Raw genomic sequence first — 19,929 nt, 5'->3', positions numbered from 1 at the left:
GTTAAAAACACAGCGACATTGTACAATGATAGTACATATCAGGAGGTACAGATGCGTACAATTAGCTACAGTGAAGCCCGACAAAATCTATCGGCGACCATGATGAAAACGGTCGAAGACCGTGCTCCTATTCTTATCACTCGACAGAATGGTGAAGCCTGCGTGCTTATGTCTCTGGAAGAGTATAACTCTCTAGAGGAAACCGCGTATTTACTGCGTTCACCAGCCAATGCAAAAAGACTGATGAATTCAATCGAGAGCCTTAAGGCTGGCAATGGCGAAGAAAGAGATATCATTGAGTGAAGCTAATCTGGTCAGAAGAAGCATGGGAAGACTATCTGTACTGGCAGGACATCGATAAGCGGATGGTCAAAAAGATCAATGAATTAATAAAAGAAACGCGCAGAACACCTTTTGAAGGAAAAGGAAAACCAGAGCCACTTAAACATAACCTTGCTGGTTTCTGGTCGCGCCGTATCACCGAAGAACATCGTCTGGTTTATGCCATCACCGATGACGCCATGATGATAGCCGCCTGCCGCTACCACTATTAACCCCTCATTGATTCATCGGTATTAGCTCAGATTCGAGCTAATACTTTTGTGACTCACAGCCATACCTAATATGACAGATAGCTCTGTGCCAGAAACGGAAGTTACATTTATCGAAGCTTGTTTATCGACGAGGAGGCATTCTCCGGAGAACAGCGGGCTTGATAAAGGAGTAGGAAGTGGTCATAATAACCACATGCTTCTGACTATGGAGTATCTCCGGTCAACTAGGAAGCCTCTATAGGCAGTATAATCTCGTAAATTATTAAGGCTCCCGTTAAGCAATTATCGGGGGCCTTAATAATTTGCAGAGCACTCGAAGACGCTTCAGTCAACTCTTTCTGATGGCCTCATCAGATCAAACATAGGTAAAGGATGAATGAAAGACAACAGTCTGGAGAGTGTTTTTAATTCCTACTTCAATAACAAAAAAGACTTTGCTGATTTTCATACCCTCAGAACGGAAGACGAAGCTAGACTTATTCCCCTAAGTAAAAATAAGGTTGAGCTTTACCAGTGTTCAGCCCGGCTTAAGGTTATTCATACTTTTCTTTCTCGGTTTGTGTTCAGCGAAATGCCTATGAGAAAAGATATCGTTTTTTCTTACCAGAAAGATGTGAATATTACTGATGCCGTCCGACCGCACTGCAACAGTGAATTTATATTTAAAACAGACATATCGAAATTTTTCCCCTCAATCAGCGCTGAAGCTGTGTCTCATACGCTTTCAAAATACTGTGTAAATATACGTACGGTGGACCCTGAAGAGATTAGAGAAAATATAAAGAGGATTGTTTATCTGTGTACTATCGATAACCGTCTACCCGTTGGATTTTCATGCTCGCCCTCAATCAGTAACTTCTGTTTTTATGATTATGACAATGTTATTGAGGCCTACTGTAACAAGAAAGGTTATATCTACAGTCGTTACTCGGATGATCTGATCATTTCATCGCAGGGTGAAATGGATAAAGACATAATCACAAACGACCTCACAGCGATTCTATCATCAGACGCATTCCTGAAACTATCCATCAATCATAAAAAAACAAAAGTCATTACGAAAAAGTATGAAAGAAAAATTCTGGGAATAAGCATACTTAATGACGGGAAAATGACGGTCAGCAAAGCAACCAAAACGGATATTGAAGTGAAGCTGCATCTGCTCAAAACTGACAGAAAAAAACTACTGAATTATACTGGCATGGATGAGATGACATCAATTCTGTCAATCGCAGGCGTGCTGAGTCAAATTAACAACATCGACAAGGACTACCTTTTTCATCTACGTAAAAAATACGGTAACGCCATCATCAGTAAACTGCTCAGAGGTAAGGAGCTGCTGAAATGATCGTCAGTGTAGATATCAGAGCGTTGCAACACTTAGCTGAAATCAGCGTGTCCTTTGACTTTTCACGCGACCCACTTATCTGCATGACAAGCAGGAATGGTGTGGGTAAAACGTCCATCATTAAAGCGCTCGCACTGCTCAAAGACACCGCTATCGTCAGTAAAACATCGTCAGTGTTTAGCATCAGCGAAAACACGCAGATCGATGTTAAAATTAATGAAGACGTATATACTTTCAGGTTCAATGATGGCGATCTTGATACGAAGAATATTCTCAGAGATGAAGCGTTTCTGAACGTCGAACTGCCTATTCCTTACGGTAAGCGTTTCTCAGATTTTCCCGCCTTGGGCAGCATCGATATGACGCTAAGGGAGAAGTACTTAAAAGGAGACTATGAAGAAGCACACGAACTTATAGCTTTCCTCAATTCCGTTTATAGGGATGAAAAAAAGTTTCAGAATCTGAAAGTCGTGAGCATAAAGGGCGTGAACTACTATTTTCTTCCGCTTGATAATAACCGATATATACGCGAGGACTACTTCAGTTCAGGAGAGTTCTTTGTTATCAGTATTTTCAAGATGATAACCTCCTCAAGCCGGCTTATCATCATAGATGAAATAGATGTGTCCCTTGATTCCTCTGCGCAAGTTTCACTAATGGGTGCGATCAGGAATATCTGCATGGAAAGGGAAATAAAAATACTCTTTACCACGCACTCTCTCGCCATCATGAAAACCATTTATGAATACGGAACACCAATAATCTATCTGAAAAGTGAAAACGGTACAGTTAGCCATAACCGGGTTTCTTACAGCTTTATTCAAATGGAAATGTTTGGATTCCAGGGGTATGACAAATTTATCTTCACCGAAGACGTAACGCTTGAGCAATATATCAACCTTAAGCTCTCCACTATGGAAACAAAGAATAGGGTCAAAGTCATTTATATTGGTGGCTGCAGCAATGTGGTTGATTTGATGAAGCGTAATGCTTCGACTGGTTTCATCTGTTCATCCAAAGACGCGATAGCCGTCCTGGACGGCGATGCGAAAGCCCAATATGGTCACCGTACGGACGTTATTATCAGCCCTTACGATGATATTGAAGATGAAATATTCAGAAAATATAAAGAAGAAAATGCGGTGCATAATCTCCCAGATGTCGCGCCAGAAAATGCCAAATCTAAAGCCTACTGGAAAAAACTGCAGGAAAAACGTAAAGAACATAATCTTACCCGAGAAGATATTTTTACAATCCTTGAGCATGGTTTTGATGCGAAAGTGTCGATTTTTTATCAGGAATTGCTCACATTTATCAACGGTTAGGCACGTAAGAGATCTCTGGCTCACCGCTGTATTACGTATAACTTGCTGCTGATAGGGGCAGGAAGAATTACGGATGTCATGAGCATCCGCTTTCAGCTCGTTGCCAACTATCAGGTTGAGTCATGCCCTAATACGGCACACGGCCAGATAAAGTCCGAGCCTGCACAATTCATACCCAATACCTAACGCCGTCACTCCACATTCAGAAAGCGCTGGCGATAAGCGCTGGGCGAAACGCCGAACGCCTGATGGAACACCACAGAGAAGTAGTTACTGTCCTCAAAACCACACAGCGCGGCAACGTCGCCGATGGTTTGCAGATCATAACGCAGCAGCTCCATCGCCTTACATAGCCGCAGCTGGCGCAGGTAATGTGGCACGCTCATGCCCGTTTGCTCTTTAAAGCGAGAACGCAAACTGCGGGCGCTGAAGTGGTGCTGTTCGCAAAAGGCTTCAAAGCGGAACGGTGCCGCGATGCTGGCACGCAGCGCATTCATCAACATATCCAACTGGTGCGCATCGGCCAGTTGCGGACTGTCCGGCGTGTGACGATAGCGCGCCGCCAGCAGCGCAATCTGCAACAGCAGCGCTTCACTCAATTGCAGCGACAGCGCATCCGATTTCATGCATTCCTGCCTCAGCGCGTCCACCTTCTCGCGGAGGGTATCCATGCCTTCCGAGCCTAAACACCAGTGGCGCTGGCTTTGTGGAAGCTCCCCACCCGGCAGTAACGCTTGCCAATCTGCGGATAACGTCAGGCGATTGCGAATATAGAGAATGTTGTCCAGCTCAAGCTCGTGGACGGATTCATAGCTGTGGCGATCGTTCGCGGAGACATAGAACATATCGCCGCGAGTAATACGGTACGGCACATCGTTCCAGAGGTGCAGACCATTGCCACGCCAGACGATGACGAGTTCATCAAAATCATGATGATGCAGCGGAAACACGGGCTGTGGGTGCCGTTCGGCAACCATCACGGCATTCTTGTCGGTGAGGAAATAGTCTTCAGTCTGTAATTTCAAACCCCGTATTGCTGTCGCCATTCCCTCACCCGCAGTTGCCATTACCTACTCTTCACGAGAAAACGCCTGATGGCGCAGTGATTTAGGCGCCTGCGAGAATGCCTTGCGGAATTGCGTCGAGAAGTGATTGCTGTCGCTAAATCCACAGGCGTGCGCAATCGTGGTGATAGAATCATCACTCTGCTGCAACCGCCGACGAGCCTCCAGTAATCTTAACCGATTCAGATAGCGTTGTGGCGTCATACCTGTGTGTTGTTTGAGCTGACGATGCAGCGTACGCAGCGGCAACGAGAACTGGTCAGCCAAGTCGCCCCAGTTCACTTCTTCACTGTAGTTGTTTTGCAGCCAGCCCAGCAGCGCCTGCACTCCTTGACGCTCGGAGCCGTTGCCCTCCGTCTGGAAACAGTGTTGACGCAGTTGCACCAGAATGTGCAGAAACAGGCTTTCGCTGGCAGCAATAGCCTCTGGCGCATCGCTCTGCGCCAGTTCAGCCAGACTATTCATCGACTGCTTCAACTGCTGCATTCCCACCGCATTGACCTGCCACTGCCCTTGCCATTCGCCGTTCGGGCCATACGGCAAAAAGGCGGCGATATCGGAAAGGAAGCGGAATCCGCGCGGCGAGCGGTACAGCATGTTGGTCAGGCACAGCCCTTCGACGTCTTCAAAAAGATGCCGATCGTTATCACGAACGAAGAATACCGAACCGCTGCACAGTGCATAGGGCTGATCGTTAAACACATGGACGCCTGCGCCCTGCTCCACCAGCACAATTTCCCAGAAATCATGATAGTGCTCAGGAAACGCCGCTTGTGGGGTACGCGGCTCAACCGCAACCGTTACGGCACGCGAAGTAAAAAAATCATCACCACGAAGTAACGTCATTTCAGTTCTCCATTCAGCTTCTGGCAAAAATGCGGCCTTTGAAAAAGGGTAGCCAGAAGCGACAAAACCAGCCTTGAAATACCGTCACCCGCACGCCATCTGGCTGCTCTTTTTTTAAGATCGCACCGCCTAATTGATTGAAGTGTGGTAAGGATCACACCGCCTTTTCCCTGGTTTTTTCGTGGTTATTCCCTAAATAATTTCCCAGATTGTGAGCCCTTTCACGGCCAGCTTTGTCATTTTGCCAGCCGCCTGTTGTTGATGGCACTCATAGGAAGGTGGCTTCTGTTACCGCTCTTTACACTGCAACACATCCAACAAGTAAGGAGTGCGGCTATGGCGGTGAAGAATATCGTGGCGGTGGATTTAGGTGCATCCAGTGGTCGGGTCATGCTGGCAACCTTGCACACCGCAACGCAGCATTTGACGCTGAAAGAAATTCACCGTTTCAGCAATACGCTGGTGTTTCAGGACAACCATCATCAGTGGGATCTGGCCGCGCTGGAAGGCGATATCCTCACCGGATTACACCAAATCGATGCCATGGGTATCGCCCCCGATAGCATCGGGATCGACAGTTGGGGCGTGGACTATGTGCTACTCGATAAGGACGGGCAGCGTGTTGGCCTGCCGTATTCCTATCGCGACCACCGCACCGACGGCGTAATGGCCGCGGTTACCGCAGAACTGGGACGTGAGGCGATCTATCAGCGTACCGGCATTCAGTTCCTGCCGTTTAATACGCTGTACCAGCTTAAAGCGCTGGGCGATGCGCCCTCTGACGATCTGGATCAAGTGGCACACCTGCTGATGATCCCCGACTATTTTCACTATCGCCTCACGGGGAATGTTGTCTGCGAATACACCAACGCTAGCACGACCCAACTGCTTAATCTGGAAAAGAAAACCTGGGACAGCGAACTGCTGGAGTATCTGGGCATCCCGCGCCGCTGGTTGAGCGATCCGGTACAGCCGGGGCACGCCGTCGGAAACTGGGCAGCGCCGAGCGGACGACACATTCCCGTTACTGCTGTCGCCACGCACGATACCGCCAGCGCGGTAGTCGGCGCACCGTTGCTGAGCCGCGACAGCGCCTACCTTAGCTCCGGCACCTGGTCGCTAATGGGCATCGAGAGCGACACGCCGTTTAACAGTCCGCAGGCGCTGGCCGCCAATATCACCAACGAAGGCGGCGTAGACGGCACCTATCGGGTGCTAAAAAACATCATGGGTCTGTGGCTGCTACAGCGCGTTTGTCAGGAGCGTAATATCAAGGATTTAGGCGCACTGATTCAGTCCGCCGCCGCCGTGCCCGCCTTCGCCAGCCTGATTAATCCCAATGACGATCGCTTTATCAATCCGCCGTCCATGCATCAGGCGATCCGCGACTATTGCCGTGAGCACGACCAGCCTGTGCCCCACAGCGATGCCGAACTGGCACGCTGCATCTTCGACAGCCTCGCGCTGCTCTATCGGCAGGTGGTGCTAGAACTCGGCGAACTGCGCCACGCGCCAATCCGCCAGTTGCATATTGTCGGCGGTGGCAGCCAGAACGCCTTCCTGAACCAACTGTGCGCCGATGTGTGCCAGATTCCGGTTCTGGCCGGGCCGGTCGAGGCCTCGACGCTTGGCAATATCGGCTGCCAACTGATGGCGCTGGGCGCCGTTGCCGACCTTGCCGCATTCAGGCATATGCTGACTCATAACTTCCCTCTGCATCGCTATACCCCGCGTGCGGAGAGTGATTTTGCCGGGCACTGGCGTCGTTTTCAGGCGCTCAGCCAGCCAGAAACCGCCCCACAGGGCAAAAAGGAGACTACGCAATGAGCACACCAATTGAAGCTGCCTGGCAGTTGGCAAAAGCACGTTATGCCAACCTAAATGTTGACGTAGAGGCAGTGCTGGAACAGCTCGACCAGATTCCGGTGTCAATGCACTGCTGGCAGGGCGACGATGTGGCCGGATTCGAGAATACCGGCGGACCGTTAACCGGCGGCATTCAGGCCACCGGTAACTACCCCGGCAAAGCGAGCACGCCGGATGAACTACGTGCCGATCTGGAACAGGCATTTGCGCTGATCCCCGGCCCCAAGCGGCTGAACCTGCACGCCATTTATCTGGAATCCGCGCAGCCCGTCGCCCGTAACGAGATTGCCCCCGAGCATTTCAGTTCCTGGGTCGCGTGGGCCAAGCGCCACCAGCTCGGGCTGGATTTTAATCCGACCTGCTTTTCTCATCCGCTGAGCGCGGACGGTTTTACCCTGTCGCACCCAGACGAAAAAGTCCGCCGTTTCTGGATTGAACACTGTCAGGCCAGCCGCCGTATTTCCGCCTACTTCGGGCGCGAACTCGGCACGCCGTCCGTCATGAACATCTGGGTGCCGGACGGCATGAAAGATTTGACCATCGATCGTCTGGCATTCCGCCAGCGGCTGCTCAGCGCGTTAGACGAGGTCATCGCCGAGCCGCTCGATCAGGCACACCATATCGACGCGGTGGAAAGTAAGCTGTTCGGGATCGGCGCTGAAAGCTTTACCGTCGGCTCCAGCGAATTCTGCCTCGGCTACGCGACCAGCCGCGGCACCGCGCTCTGTCTGGATGCCGGACACTTCCATCCAACCGAAGTGATTTCCGACAAGATCTCCAGCGCGATTCTGTACGTTCCACGCCTGCTGCTGCACGTCAGCCGCCCGGTACGCTGGGACAGCGACCATGTGGTGCTGTTGGACGACGAAACGCAGGCCATTGCCCACGAAATCGTGCGCCATAAGCTGCTTAACCGCGTGCATATCGGGCTCGATTTCTTTGATGCGTCGATCAACCGCATCGCGGCCTGGGTCATCGGCACCCGCAACATGAAGAAAGCCCTGCTGCGCGCGCTGCTGGAACCGACAGAAACGCTGCGCACACTGGAACAAAACGGCGATTACACCGCGCGTCTGGCCCTGCTGGAAGAGCAAAAATCGCTACCGTGGCAGGCCGTGTGGGAACACTACTGCCAGCGTCATGACGTCATCCCGGGCAGCGAATGGCTGCAACAGGTGCGTCAGTATGAAGAAACCATCCTCACTCAACGTCAAGGGTAAGATTATGCAAGCAATTCTCTCTTCCTGGTTTGTACAGGGAATGATTAAAGCCACCAGCGACATGTGGCTCAAAGGCTGGGACGAACGTAACGGCGGTAACGTCAGCCTGCGCCTGACGGCTGAGGATGTGACGCCTTATGAAAGCGATTTCTACCCACAGCCGCGCCACGAGGCGTTATCACAGCCGATGCCTGCGCTGGCAGACTGCTGGTTTATCGTCACCGGCTCCGGCAAATTCTTCCGCAACGTGCAGTTGGATCCGGCTGATTCACTGGTGGTGTTGCAGGTCGATAGCGACGGCAAAGGCTATCGCATTTTCTGGGGGCTGACCAACGGCGGCCTGCCAACGTCTGAACTGGCCTCGCATTTCCAGTCGCACATTGTGCGTATGGGCGTGACCCACGGGCGCGACCGCGTCATCATGCACTGCCACGCGACCAACCTGATCGCCCTGAGCTATGTGCTGGAGCTGGATACCGCTAAGTTCACGCGTGAACTGTGGGAAGGCAGCACGGAGTGTCTGGTCGTTTTCCCAGACGGCGTGGGGATTGTGCCGTGGATGGTGCCGGGCACCGATGCCATTGGCGATGCCACTTCCGAACAAATGAAGCGTCATTCGCTGGTGCTGTGGCCCTTCCACGGCATCTTCGGCACCGGCCCAACGCTGGATGAAGCCTTCGGCCTGATCGATACCGCAGAGAAATCCGCTGAAGTGATGGTGAAAGTGAGATCGATGGGCGGTAAGAAGCAGACGATCTCGACCGAAGAGCTGATCGCCCTAGGTAAACGTTTCGGCGTCACGCCACTGGAAGCCGCGTTGCGCGTGTAGGTCGTGTAACGCATGCAGTGCGTGTAATGCGTATAGCATTAGCTTCAGCCTCAACTCGCCACGGCATCACCGCCGTGGCGTTCTGCCAATGACTACGGGGGATTCATCCATGTTGCGTAAGGCTTTTGTGATGTCGGTTTTTCCTGACTGCCACGATGAATATCAGCGTCGCCACAATCCTATCTGGCCGGAACTGGCCGAGGTGCTAAAGAACCACGGTGCGCACCACTACAGCATTTTTCTGGATAAACAGCGCAATCTGCTGTTTGGCTATGTCGAGGTCGAGTCCGAAGCACGCTGGGAAGCGATTGCACAAACGGATGTCTGCCAGCGCTGGTGGAAACACATGGGCGATATCATGCCCTCCAACCCTGATAACAGCCCGGTCAGCGATGCGCTGGAACCCGTGTTCTATCTGGACTGAGGAGAATCATGCGGCGGTAATATAATCAAGGATTACCGCTGTAACATTATTTTGAAGGCATAAGAAAGATTACTGAGGACAGAAGAAAGAAATAATTTGTCATTTAATTAATGGATTCCGTTACATATAATCATTATTTTTATTAAACACATAAATATTTATTAATTATTGATGGCAGTCACATTTTATTTCCTCTGTTTGTGAATGCTTTATTTTTCACATTAAAAATAAAAACATTTATTAAAACAATGATTAACAACCCTCCCTTCAAAAACAACCCATCACCACAATCCGTTGTCACATTGAAATAAAACAGAGTTTAGTCTCGACATAATCAATTTGGTTATTATTAAATTCTGTTTATTTGCCCGCACCACTTTATCGAATTACACATTATAAAGATCTTATTTTATTTGCCGTTATCACTACTACCTTCTCTCTATAATCAATAAGAATAGCGATGAAATTCTCTCAACTCACAGTACTTTCCAAGTTATTACTCGGTTTTTCCGTCCTGATAGCCATGATGTTGTTATTAGGTGTAGTTTCACTACTCCAGCTTAGCGTTAATAATAGCCGTATTGATGAATTAAGCAGCAGCAGCCTGCCCGGCGTGCGATATAGTCTGGAAATGCGCGGTGCATTGTCTGAAACGCGTTTGCAGCAAATTCAGTATATCGATTCTAAAACCCCCGAGGAGCGCGAAGGCCACCGCAAAGAATTACTGCAAAACGCCGATGCCTTCCTTGCTGCGTTTAAGAACTATCAAGCGGTTGCCAGCACTGAGGATAAAAAAGCGCTGATCAAGGTGATTGGCGAAAACTTCTCAGCGTTCAATTCAGTTAATGCCACACTGATTGATATCGTCAATCGGGGCGATCTGGCAGAAGCCAGCAAGATCAGCGGTGCAAGCTCCGGCAAGTATCGCGGTCAACTGATGAAGGATCTGGCGAAACTGGTCGAAATGGAAGTCGCGACCACAAAAGACATCGTAGACAGCGCCGAAACGACATACCGCGCCTCACAATACTATGTCTGGGGATTGCTGCTACTCGCTCTGCTGACGACCGCCGTTATCGCCACCCTTATCTCACGTAATATTTCGCGCCAGCTCGGCGGCGACCCGCATTACGCGCAAGAAATCATGGCTGAGATTGCCTCCGGCAATTTGACGGCGCAAATCCAGCTGCGTCAGGGGGACAACAGCAGCCTGCTGGCCTCCATCAACTACATGAACCAGCAGTTGATGAGCATCGTGCATACCATCATGAACGGCAGTGAATCCATCTCGCTGGCGTCCAGTGAGATTGCTCAGGGCAACAGCGACCTGTCGCAACGTACCGAAGAGCAGGCAGCTTCGCTGATTCAGGCATCGGCCAATATGCAGCAGTTGACGCACACCGTGCGCCAGAATGCGGATAACGCCAAAGAAGCGAGCCAGTTGGCGCAGCAAACCTCGGAAACGGCTTCTCAGGGCGGGCTTATCGTGGACGACATGCTCAAGCGTATGCATGAGATCTCCGATAGTTCACAGAAGATCGTCGACATTATCGCCGTAATCGAAGGCATTGCCTTCCAGACCAATATCCTTGCCCTGAACGCCGCAGTAGAAGCGGCCAGAGCAGGCAGCGAAGGGAAAGGCTTTGCCGTCGTAGCGGGAGAAGTACGGACGCTGGCACAGAAGAGCGCCAACGCCGCCAAAGAGATCAAAACGCTGATCGAAGGCACCGTTGAGAAGATTACCGATGGCTCCGCGCGGGCAGACAAAGCCAGCCAGGCGATGTCGGAAATTGTGCAGTCGGTGAAAAAGGTGACAGATATCGTGGCGGAGATTTCTCAGGCCTCCAACGAGCAGCATATTGGCATCAAAGAAATCAGCCTGGCGGTAGAACAAATGGATCGGGTCACCCAGCAGAACGCCGCGCTGGTTGAAGAATCCGCCACGGCGGCGCACGCCATGACAGAACAGGGCGAACAGCTACGCGATGCCGTTCGTTTCTTCAAAGTTAACCAAGACCACATGCTGAGAATCCATTAATTCCCCTCTGCCCCGCCGACCACTCGGCGGGGCAATAAACGGCTTCTTAGCGCCTCTCACCCACTGCATAGCAATACGCCGCCGACGCCTGCTGATTAGTGGCAAGCACACCCGATCTCACTCACGAACAAACGTTGACGTCCGGTTTAGGCAAACAGGGTTATGGTTGCACCACTAAACTACGTACTGTGTTTTTACGTAGCCAGTTTCGTCAACTGACGATTATTTTTACATCTCGCCGCACGGCGATAAGGAGACAACATGGACGAGCACCCTCGATGGCCCGGTAAACCGCATCCGTTAGAATAAGGACTGTCTTCTTCCTCGACCTCTCTGTTCTCTCCGCCTGCGCTGTTTACCTCCCTTAATACCTTCATTTTTTTCCGCTTTACGTCCCTTTATCCGGGATGCGCGCCCGTGCGCGGCGGACAGGCAACATTAAGAGAGCAGCATCATGACCGATATGATCACGCAAACGGGACATCGCCGCGCCCGTAAAACGCCTACGGCCACCTTTGCGATTGCCCGCGAGGCACAAAACAGCCTCGACCAAACGCTGGCTAACCTGAATACTCATCTGCACGGCTTAAGCCATGATGACGTCATTGAGCGCCAGCAAACCTATGGCGAAAACCGCGTCGCCCACGAAAAAGCACCCCATGCGCTGGTGCAGTTGGCCGCCGCGTTTAATAACCCGTTTATTTACGTACTGATGGCGCTGGCCGCTATCAGCTTTTTCACCGACTACTGGCTACCGCTGCGCCATAACGAAGAGACATCGCTCACTGGTGTGATCATCATTCTGGTGATGGTTAGCCTGAGCGGCCTGCTGCGTTTTTGGCAGGAGTTTCGCACCAATAAAGCCGCCGAAGCGCTGAAATCCATGGTGCGGACAACAGCCACCGTGCTGCGTCGTCCTCACGCCAATGCCACCGCCGTCTTGCAGGAAATTCCGCTTCAACAGCTGGTTCCCGGCGATATTCTGACGCTCTCCGCCGGCGATATGGTGCCAGCGGATATCCGGCTGGTGGAATCACGCGACCTGTTCGTTAGCCAGGCAGTCCTGACCGGTGAATCACTGCCGATCGAAAAATACGACGTGTTCAGCGATATCAGCGCCAAAGGCTGTCAGCCAGCAGACTGCGGCGGCGAGAGCGATCTGCTGGCGCTCTCCAACATTTGTCTGATGGGCACCAACATTTCCAGCGGCACAGCAACGGCGATTGTCGTAGCGACCGGCAGCCACACCTACTTCGGTTCGCTGGCAAAATCCATCGTCGGCACGCGTTCTCAAACCGCCTTCGATCGCGGCGTTAACAGCGTAAGCTGGCTGCTGATCCGCTTTATGATCGTGATGGTGCCGGTCGTGCTGCTGATTAACGGCTTCACCAAAGGCGACTGGATGGAGGCCAGCCTGTTTGCGCTGGCGGTCGCGGTCGGCCTGACGCCGGAAATGCTGCCGATGATTGTCTCGTCCAATCTGGCAAAAGGCGCGATTGCCATGGCGCGGCGCAAAGTTGTGGTCAAACGGCTGAACGCGATTCAGAACTTTGGCGCGATGGACGTCCTGTGCACCGATAAAACCGGCACGCTAACGCAGGATCGCATCATCCTTGAGCATCACCTGAATACACAGGGTCGAGCCGATGAAAGTGTGCTTCAGCTCGCCTGGCTCAACAGTGCGCACCAGAGCGGCATGAAAAACCTGATGGATCAGGCCATCATGCATTTTGGCCGTCATAATCCCGCCATCGCCGCGCTGGGTCGCTATCGCAAAATCGATGAGTTGCCGTTTGATTTTATTCGCCGCCGTCTGTCCATCATCGTTGCCGATGAACACAACCAGCAACGCCTGATTTGCAAAGGTGCGGTGGAAGAAATGCTGGCGGTTGCCACGCATGTCAGTGAGAACGGACAGCAGCATGAACTGGACGACGCGCGCCGCAATGCGCTGAAAACGCTGGCGGAAAGCTACAACCAGCAAGGGTTCCGCGTGCTGATGATTGGCACCAGGGAACTGAGTCCAGTAGGCAGCACGCTGCCACTTAGCGCTGAGGATGAACGCTGCCTGACAATTTGCGGTCTGCTGACGTTCCTCGATCCACCGAAAGAAAGCGCCTCTGCCGCCATTCGCGCCCTGCATGAAAACGGCGTGACGGTTAAAGTTCTGACGGGTGATAACGCGATTATCACCAGCAAGATCTGCCGCGATGTAGGGCTGGAGCCGGGCGAGGTACTGGAGGGCAACGCTATCGATGCGCTCAGCGATGAACAGCTCGGCGTACTGGTAGAACAGCGCACCATTTTTGCCCGACTGACGCCGCTACAAAAATCCCGCGTGCTGAAAGCGTTGCAGGGGAATAACCATACGGTCGGCTTTTTGGGCGACGGTATCAACGATGCCCCCGCCCTGCGCGATGCCGATATCGGGATTTCTGTCGATACAGGCACGGATATCGCCAAAGAATCGGCCGATATCATTCTGCTGGAAAAGAACCTGATGGTGCTGGAAGAAGGCGTCATCAAAGGGCGCGAGACGTTCGGGAATATCATCAAATACCTGAACATGACCGCCAGTTCCAATTTCGGCAACGTGTTTTCCGTGCTGGTCGCCAGCGCCTTTATTCCATTCCTGCCGATGCTGGCGATCCATCTGCTGATTCAGAACCTGATGTACGACATCTCTCAGCTGTCGCTGCCGTGGGACAAAATGGATAAGGAGTTCCTGCGTAAACCGCGTAAATGGGATGCCAAAAATATCGGGCGCTTCATGCTGTGTATCGGGCCGACATCATCGATTTTTGACATCACCACCTACGCGCTGATGTGGTTCGTGTTTGCCGCCAACAGCGTAGAGCATCAGGCTCTGTTTCAGTCAGGCTGGTTCGTTGAGGGGTTGCTGTCACAAACGCTGGTGGTCCACATGCTGCGTACCCAGAAGATCCCGTTCATTCAGAGTACGGCGGCACTGCCAGTGATGTTGATGACCGGGCTGGTGATGGCGATGGGTATCTATCTACCGTTCTCACCGCTGGGGCCGCTGGTCGGTTTACAGCCGCTGCCGTGGGAATATTTCCCGTGGCTGGCCGCCACGCTGATTGGCTACTGCACTGTCGCTCAACTGGTCAAACGCGCCTATATCCGCCGCTTCGGCCAATGGTTCTGATCCCTTCTTTACCTCTTCACGGCGGGTGCGCTGTCGCCCGCCAAATCAGGAGCCGCTATGAAACCTTCTCGCCACGCATTCAGGATCGTTGTCTTCTTTCTTACCCTGATTTCACTGATTAACGTCACGATGCTACTCACTGTAATCTAGACTGTAAAAATACCAATACAGTGGCAAAAATACATACCACCTTGGATTTAGTATAAGTTAACGATCTTGTTGTAAAAAAAGAGAAAAAAAAGATATAAACAATTAAATAATAAGCAATATATTCTTATCCATGGGGTGGTAAGAAAAATAGGCATGACTTTTTTAAGGGAATCATGGGGTCAGCGCTAAACCATTCCCTTATTAGGCCGAAACTAAAATAAACCCCTGTCTACTTTTGCAAACTGCACATGTCAGGAACGGACTACTTGCAGGCTATGGAGCACACCTATGAAATCCCTTCATCACATCTCGATCCGTAGTAAGTTCATTCTTGCCCTTCTCCCGCCCATCCTTGCCCTCCTCTGGTTCAGTTTTTCCGGCGTGATGGAACGCCGCAACACAGAAAATGAAATGATCCGTATGGAGAAACTCATCACGCTGGCGCGCGATGCAGGCGAGTACGCTCACCAGTTACAGCGTGAGCGCGGCTTGAGCGCGGGCTATTTTGGCAGTCAGGGGAAAAATTTTGGCCCAGAGCTCACCACGCAGCGGCAAGCCACCGATCGGGCACAGCAGGTGCTTGAGCAAACCGCCGCAAACCTGAGCCGCGCCGAGCTTGGCGATGCCGTCAGCGAAGAACTCGGTCGCGTCACACAGAAAACACAGCAGCTTGCGGAACATCGCCGCAGCGTCGATAGCATATCGATACCCGTTGCCCAAGCGATTGGCTACTATTCCGACTCGGTCAGTAATCTGCTGAATATCGTCGGGGATATGGCCCATCTGGTCAGCGACGGCGGTATCGCCCAGCGGCTGGCGGCCTATTACAACCTGCTGAACGTCAAAGAACAGGCTGGGCTTGAACGTGCCGTGCTCTCCAACGCGTTCTCTGCCAATAGCTTTGCTACTGGTATGTTTGAACGTCTGAACCAGATGGTTGGCCGGGGAGATGCCTACACCACGGCCTATAACATGTTCGCCAATCCCGAGCTGCGCAGGGCTTTTGAACAGGCCCTCAGCAATCCTTCTGCACAGAGCGCACTTCAGATGCGTAATAAGGCCATCACCTCGCCTGGCGGCAATTTTGATATCGATGCTACTCAGTGGTTTAACCAACAAACGGCAAAAATCGATGAGTTGAAAAAGATTGAACAGCTCGCCACCAACGACCTGACGGCACAGGTGAATACCTTAGCCGCTAAGGCCCGTCAGTCATGGATTAGCTATCTGGCTGGTGCGCTGGTTTCTCTGCTCATGGCGCTCGGCCTTGCTTCCATGATCATGCGCAGCATCAACGAGCAGCTTCAACAAACACTGACGACCATTCGCGAGATGGGCGGGGATCTTACACGCCGCCTGCGCGTGCCGGGAACCGACGAGCTTTCGCAACTGAATCAGGCGTATAACGCCTCACTGGAAAACATCGCCGACATGGTGGTGAGTATTAAGCGCAGTTCGCAGACGATCGGGCAAGCCAGCAGCGAGATCGCCAACGGCAATCAGGATCTGGCGCAGCGTACCGAAGAGCAATCCGCTTCGCTGGTGCAAACCGCCAGCAGCATGGAAGAAATTACCGTTACGGTGAAACAAACCGCCGACTTTGCCGGACAGGCGCGTCAATTGACGACGGAGGTGGACGATCAGGCGCACCGCGTCGGTACCATTACCGAGTCGGCTAGCGGTGCGATGGAAAAAATTCAGGACGCCAGCCAGCGCGTGAATGCAGTGGTTTCCGCCATTGATGCCATTGCCTTTCAAACCAACCTGCTGGCGCTGAACGCGGCGGTTGAGGCCGCTCGAGCGGGGCAGCATGGCCGCGGGTTCTCTGTCGTCGCAGCGGAAGTGCGTCAGCTGTCGCAGCGCAGTGCAGACGAGGCGGGCAAAATCCGCGCACTCATCGCCGACAGTATTGCCAGCGTCAGCGAAGGGACGAAGCTGGTGAATCAATCAAACCGGGGAATTAACGACATCGTCGTCGGCACCCGTAAAGTGCGCGATTTGGTGAATGAAATCGCGGTCGCCGCCGATGAGCAATCGCTGGGCATCGCGCAAATTAACGAAGCGCTCAGCCAGTTAGAAATGGTCACGCAGCAAAATGCGACGCTGGTTTCTCAGGCTTCCGTTGCCAGCCAGTTACTGGATGAACAGGCGATTGAAATGGAATCGCTGGTCAGTCGTTTCAAGGTTGAGAACAGCGCACCACAGCAGACTTTGCGGCAAGCGCTATTATCAAGATAGTGCGTATTCTCGTTTGAGAAACTCGGACTTAGGTGACCAACAGTAGCTATCTACTGATCTTTTAGCCGGGCGATACCGCCCGGCCCTACCTCATTATGTAGACGATATATCCCGTATATCTCCCATCACTCCGCCTCTATACCCGTCATACTTCAAGTTTCATATGCGTTGGCTGCATTCAGTCACCCGAATCACTTACCTGAGTAAGCTCATCGGGATTCCTTCGTTTGCCGCCTTCCTGAAACTCGAATTATTTAGGGTATATATTCTCTCTATTTATTTCCACACTTTATATTGGGTTAATTTAGATAAAATATATTTTACATTTCCAAACATAATTATAATTGGTACCCTCGTCACTTTAATTAACTAATTAAACTGGATATCAATAATGCATTACTTTATACAAAAAGGCTTGCCGATAAGGATATAAATTGCAATATCAATGCAACATTAAATACCTAGCCTCAAAGAAGGTTAAGTAAAATAGTTTTTTATTATCATAAAGAAATAAATCACAAACTATTGTTTTAAAATGATTTAAATGAAATAAAGATTATATAAAAAACAAATAACAATATAAGAAAAGTCTCAATAAACGTCACGATTTAGAAAACACCAGAACTAAATTTAATTATGCCTAACTTAATTAAGTGAAGGCTAATAGTTGATGATTCCGTTTTCCTTCCCAACTGGGCGGGAAATATCCCTGTGTTTTCTAAAGAGAGAGTTTAATTTGACGACATTAAAACCCCTATTAGCCAAAAATCGCAGTTGGGCTACGTTGCGCCGCCAACGCCATCCCCACTATTTCAGAAAGCATACGCAGGGCCAGACGCCTCATTCACTCTGGATCGGCTGTTCAGACAGCCGAGTGCCTGCCGAAGTGCTGACGGGTTCTGCGCCCGGCGAGCTTTTTGTTCACCGCAACATCGCGAATATGGTGGTGGCAGACGACGATAACTTCATGAGCGTGCTGCAATATGCCCTCGAATACCTGCATGTTTCTCGCATCGTGCTCTGCGGCCACTATGGCTGTGGCGGTGTTCAGGCGGCGGTTAACCTGCCCGAAATGGGGCTTGCTCAGGAGGATTCCGCCCTTTCCCGCCGCATCACGGATTTGCGTCAGGCGCTTTCGCCGCATATTGCCGCCTCGCAAGATAGCGATGCCGATGAAAGCACGCGCCAGAATCAGCTGGTGGAAGCCAACGTGCTGGCACAGTTCGCCCACCTGATCGCCTGTGAACCGGTGCAGAAAGCCTGGCGTAATGGCGTTGAGCTTGATGTTTTCGGCTGTGTCTACGACCTGCATAGCGGCCATCTGAAAGAACTCATCCACCGTCACGCCCAGAAACAGGAGGCATCCCCATGAACCTGAGTACACTCCGACATGATATCCCCGCGGGGCTCGTCGTCTTCCTTGTTGCCCTGCCGCTGAGCCTCGGTATCGCGCAGGCCAGTGGTCTTCCTCCTTTTGTCGGTCTGTTGACCGGCGTCGTCGGCGGTATCGTCGTCACCCTGTTCAGTCCGTCTCGTTATGCAGTCAGCGGCCCTGCCGCCGGTCTGGTTACTATCGTCTCCGGCTCTATCGCCAGCCTGGGATCGTTTTCAGCCTTGCTATTGGCGATCATGCTCGCAGGGGTGCTGCAATGTATTATGGGTCTGATACGCGCCGGGCGTTTTATTACGCTCATCCCCGGCACTGTGATTAAAGGCATGCTGTCTGCTATCGGCATCCTGCTGATTATTCAGCAAATCCCGCTTGCCTTCGGCTCGGACGGTGAGGACGATCTAAAATCACTCTTCGACGCTTCCGAACCTGGATTTTCCACCAGCGCGCTGACTGTCTGTCTGGTCGGGCTGGCGATCCTCTGGCTTTGGACCACCAAGCCCGTGCAGAAAATCAGCGCATTGAGCTGGCTTCCCGGCCCGCTGGTCGCCGTGCTCTTTGGCGGACTCTTTACCGTCTACGGCGAGCGCCTGTCCTCAGAAATGGTCGATAACCTGCCGCGTATTGTCCTGCCAGAGTTTGGCAGTCTGGAACAGTTGATGGGGGAGATGACCCGCCCTGACTGGCAGGCATGGAAGAACCCGGCGGTTTATGTGGTCGCGGTGACATTGGCGCTGGTGGCCAGTCTGGAAACCTTGTTAAGTCAGGAAGCGTTGAAGAAAATTCGCCCGCAACACCCTGCGCCCTCGCCGGATAAAGAGATGCGTGCGCAAGGTATCGGGAACATGCTCAGCGGTTTTCTGGGTGGATTGCCGATTACTGCCGTTATCGTACGCAGCTCCGTCAACGTCAACGCCGGTGCGCGTACCAAGTTCTCCATCCTGCTGCACGGCGTGCTGCTGCTGCTTTGCGGCCTGTTCATGGCCGATTTGCTCAACGTCATCCCGCTTGCCAGTCTGGCAGCCGTATTGCTGTATACCGGCTATAAGCTGGCTTCTCCGCAACAGTTCCTGCTGCTGTGGCGTCAGGGTTTACAACAGTTCGTACCTTTCGCGGCGACCGTTATCGGAATCATCGTGTTTGGGATGCTGGCAGGTATCGGGATTGGCATCGTGACCCAGTTGGCTTTTAGCATTTATAAAAGCCACCGCAACGCGATGCAGCTCACGCGCTACGGCGATCACTTTGTCCTGAGCTTTCAGCAGAACCTGACGTTTGTGCACAACCCGCGTCTGCAAGGCCTGCTCAACAAAATCCCCGCCAACAGCGTCGTGATTGTCGAACACGACAACGCCGACTATATCGATCCTGATGTCCGCACGATGCTGGAAGATTTCCGCGAGAATGCGCAAGAACGCGGCATCAAACTCAGCCAGTGGCCGGTTTGACACACTAACCGCAGCGAATGACA

At 52.0% G+C, this 19,929-nt stretch carries 15 protein-coding genes; 13 read left to right on the top strand and 2 right to left on the bottom strand.

All coding sequences use genetic code 11. The features are described from left to right. The first annotated feature begins 51 nt into the window (after positions 1-51). From yefM to EIP93_RS02410, 4 genes are all read left to right on the top strand, one after another. Positions 52-303, top strand: coding sequence for a YoeB-YefM toxin-antitoxin system antitoxin YefM (gene yefM / locus EIP93_RS02425; RefSeq protein WP_039324900.1), 252 nt, complete (start codon positions 52-54; stop codon positions 301-303). Further along, positions 300-554, top strand: a complete 255-nt coding sequence (locus EIP93_RS02420) for a Txe/YoeB family addiction module toxin (protein ID WP_039282578.1) — start codon at positions 300-302, stop codon at positions 552-554. Before yefM ends, EIP93_RS02420 begins: the two co-directional genes overlap by 4 nt. 376 nt (positions 555-930) lie before the next feature. Continuing rightward, positions 931-1,902, top strand: coding sequence for a reverse transcriptase domain-containing protein (locus EIP93_RS02415; RefSeq protein WP_125232222.1), 972 nt, complete (start codon positions 931-933; stop codon positions 1,900-1,902). Continuing rightward, entirely contained in the window at positions 1,899-3,227 is a 1,329-nt protein-coding gene (locus tag EIP93_RS02410; RefSeq protein WP_125232221.1) for an AAA family ATPase, read from the top strand. The genes EIP93_RS02415 and EIP93_RS02410 overlap by 4 nt, the downstream gene beginning before the upstream one ends. A 191-nt stretch (positions 3,228-3,418) precedes the next feature. On the opposite strand, the gene EIP93_RS02405 is transcribed toward EIP93_RS02410, so the two are convergent. Together EIP93_RS02405 and rhaS are read right to left on the bottom strand one after the other, a co-directional pair. Then, the gene (locus EIP93_RS02405; protein WP_040031929.1) at positions 3,419-4,273 is read right to left on the bottom strand and encodes a helix-turn-helix domain-containing protein; all 855 of its coding nucleotides are present in this window, start codon (positions 4,271-4,273) and stop codon (positions 3,419-3,421) included. A gap of 24 nt (positions 4,274-4,297) precedes the next feature. Beyond that, the gene (rhaS, locus tag EIP93_RS02400) at positions 4,298-5,137 is read right to left on the bottom strand and encodes an HTH-type transcriptional activator RhaS (protein WP_125232220.1); all 840 of its coding nucleotides are present in this window, start codon (positions 5,135-5,137) and stop codon (positions 4,298-4,300) included. A 336-nt stretch (positions 5,138-5,473) separates the two neighbouring features. Here rhaS and rhaB point away from each other — a divergent pair, with 336 nt between their 5' ends. The 9 genes from rhaB (at position 5,474) to EIP93_RS02355 (ending at position 19,906) form a co-directional block, all read left to right on the top strand. After that, the gene (gene rhaB / locus EIP93_RS02395) at positions 5,474-6,964 is read left to right on the top strand and encodes a rhamnulokinase (RefSeq protein WP_125232219.1); all 1,491 of its coding nucleotides are present in this window, start codon (positions 5,474-5,476) and stop codon (positions 6,962-6,964) included. Beyond that, a complete protein-coding gene (locus EIP93_RS02390) occupies positions 6,961-8,223 on the top strand; it encodes an L-rhamnose isomerase (protein WP_103942047.1) in 1,263 nt (420 codons plus the stop codon). The genes rhaB and EIP93_RS02390 overlap by 4 nt, the downstream gene beginning before the upstream one ends. A 4-nt stretch (positions 8,224-8,227) precedes the next feature. After that, a complete protein-coding gene (rhaD, locus tag EIP93_RS02385) occupies positions 8,228-9,052 on the top strand; it encodes a rhamnulose-1-phosphate aldolase (RefSeq protein ID WP_103861535.1) in 825 nt (274 codons plus the stop codon). Positions 9,053-9,161: 109 nt separating this feature from the next. Beyond that, on the top strand, positions 9,162-9,476 hold the full coding sequence (rhaM, locus tag EIP93_RS02380) for an L-rhamnose mutarotase (protein WP_119158969.1): 315 nt from the start codon (positions 9,162-9,164) through the stop codon (positions 9,474-9,476). 460 nt (positions 9,477-9,936) lie between these two features. Further along, complete coding sequence (locus EIP93_RS02375) at positions 9,937-11,514, top strand: methyl-accepting chemotaxis protein (protein ID WP_125232218.1); 1,578 nt, start codon at positions 9,937-9,939, stop codon at positions 11,512-11,514. Between the two features lie 454 nt (positions 11,515-11,968). Then, the gene (gene mgtA / locus EIP93_RS02370) at positions 11,969-14,680 is read left to right on the top strand and encodes a magnesium-translocating P-type ATPase (RefSeq protein ID WP_125232217.1); all 2,712 of its coding nucleotides are present in this window, start codon (positions 11,969-11,971) and stop codon (positions 14,678-14,680) included. A gap of 438 nt (positions 14,681-15,118) precedes the next feature. Continuing rightward, on the top strand, positions 15,119-17,068 hold the full coding sequence (locus EIP93_RS02365) for a methyl-accepting chemotaxis protein (RefSeq protein WP_125232216.1): 1,950 nt from the start codon (positions 15,119-15,121) through the stop codon (positions 17,066-17,068). A gap of 703 nt (positions 17,069-17,771) precedes the next feature. Beyond that, complete coding sequence (locus EIP93_RS02360; RefSeq protein ID WP_072012979.1) at positions 17,772-18,440, top strand: carbonic anhydrase; 669 nt, start codon at positions 17,772-17,774, stop codon at positions 18,438-18,440. Continuing rightward, positions 18,437-19,906, top strand: a complete 1,470-nt coding sequence (locus EIP93_RS02355; RefSeq protein WP_125232215.1) for a SulP family inorganic anion transporter — start codon at positions 18,437-18,439, stop codon at positions 19,904-19,906. Before EIP93_RS02360 ends, EIP93_RS02355 begins: the two co-directional genes overlap by 4 nt. Positions 19,907-19,929 lie beyond the last annotated feature (23 nt).

The sequence above is a fragment of the Pectobacterium versatile genome (genome assembly GCF_003932035.1).
Taxonomy (GTDB): domain Bacteria; phylum Pseudomonadota; class Gammaproteobacteria; order Enterobacterales; family Enterobacteriaceae; genus Pectobacterium; species Pectobacterium versatile.
Note: the sequence above shows the minus strand (reverse complement) of the source record. Positions and strands in the feature narration are given on the sequence as shown.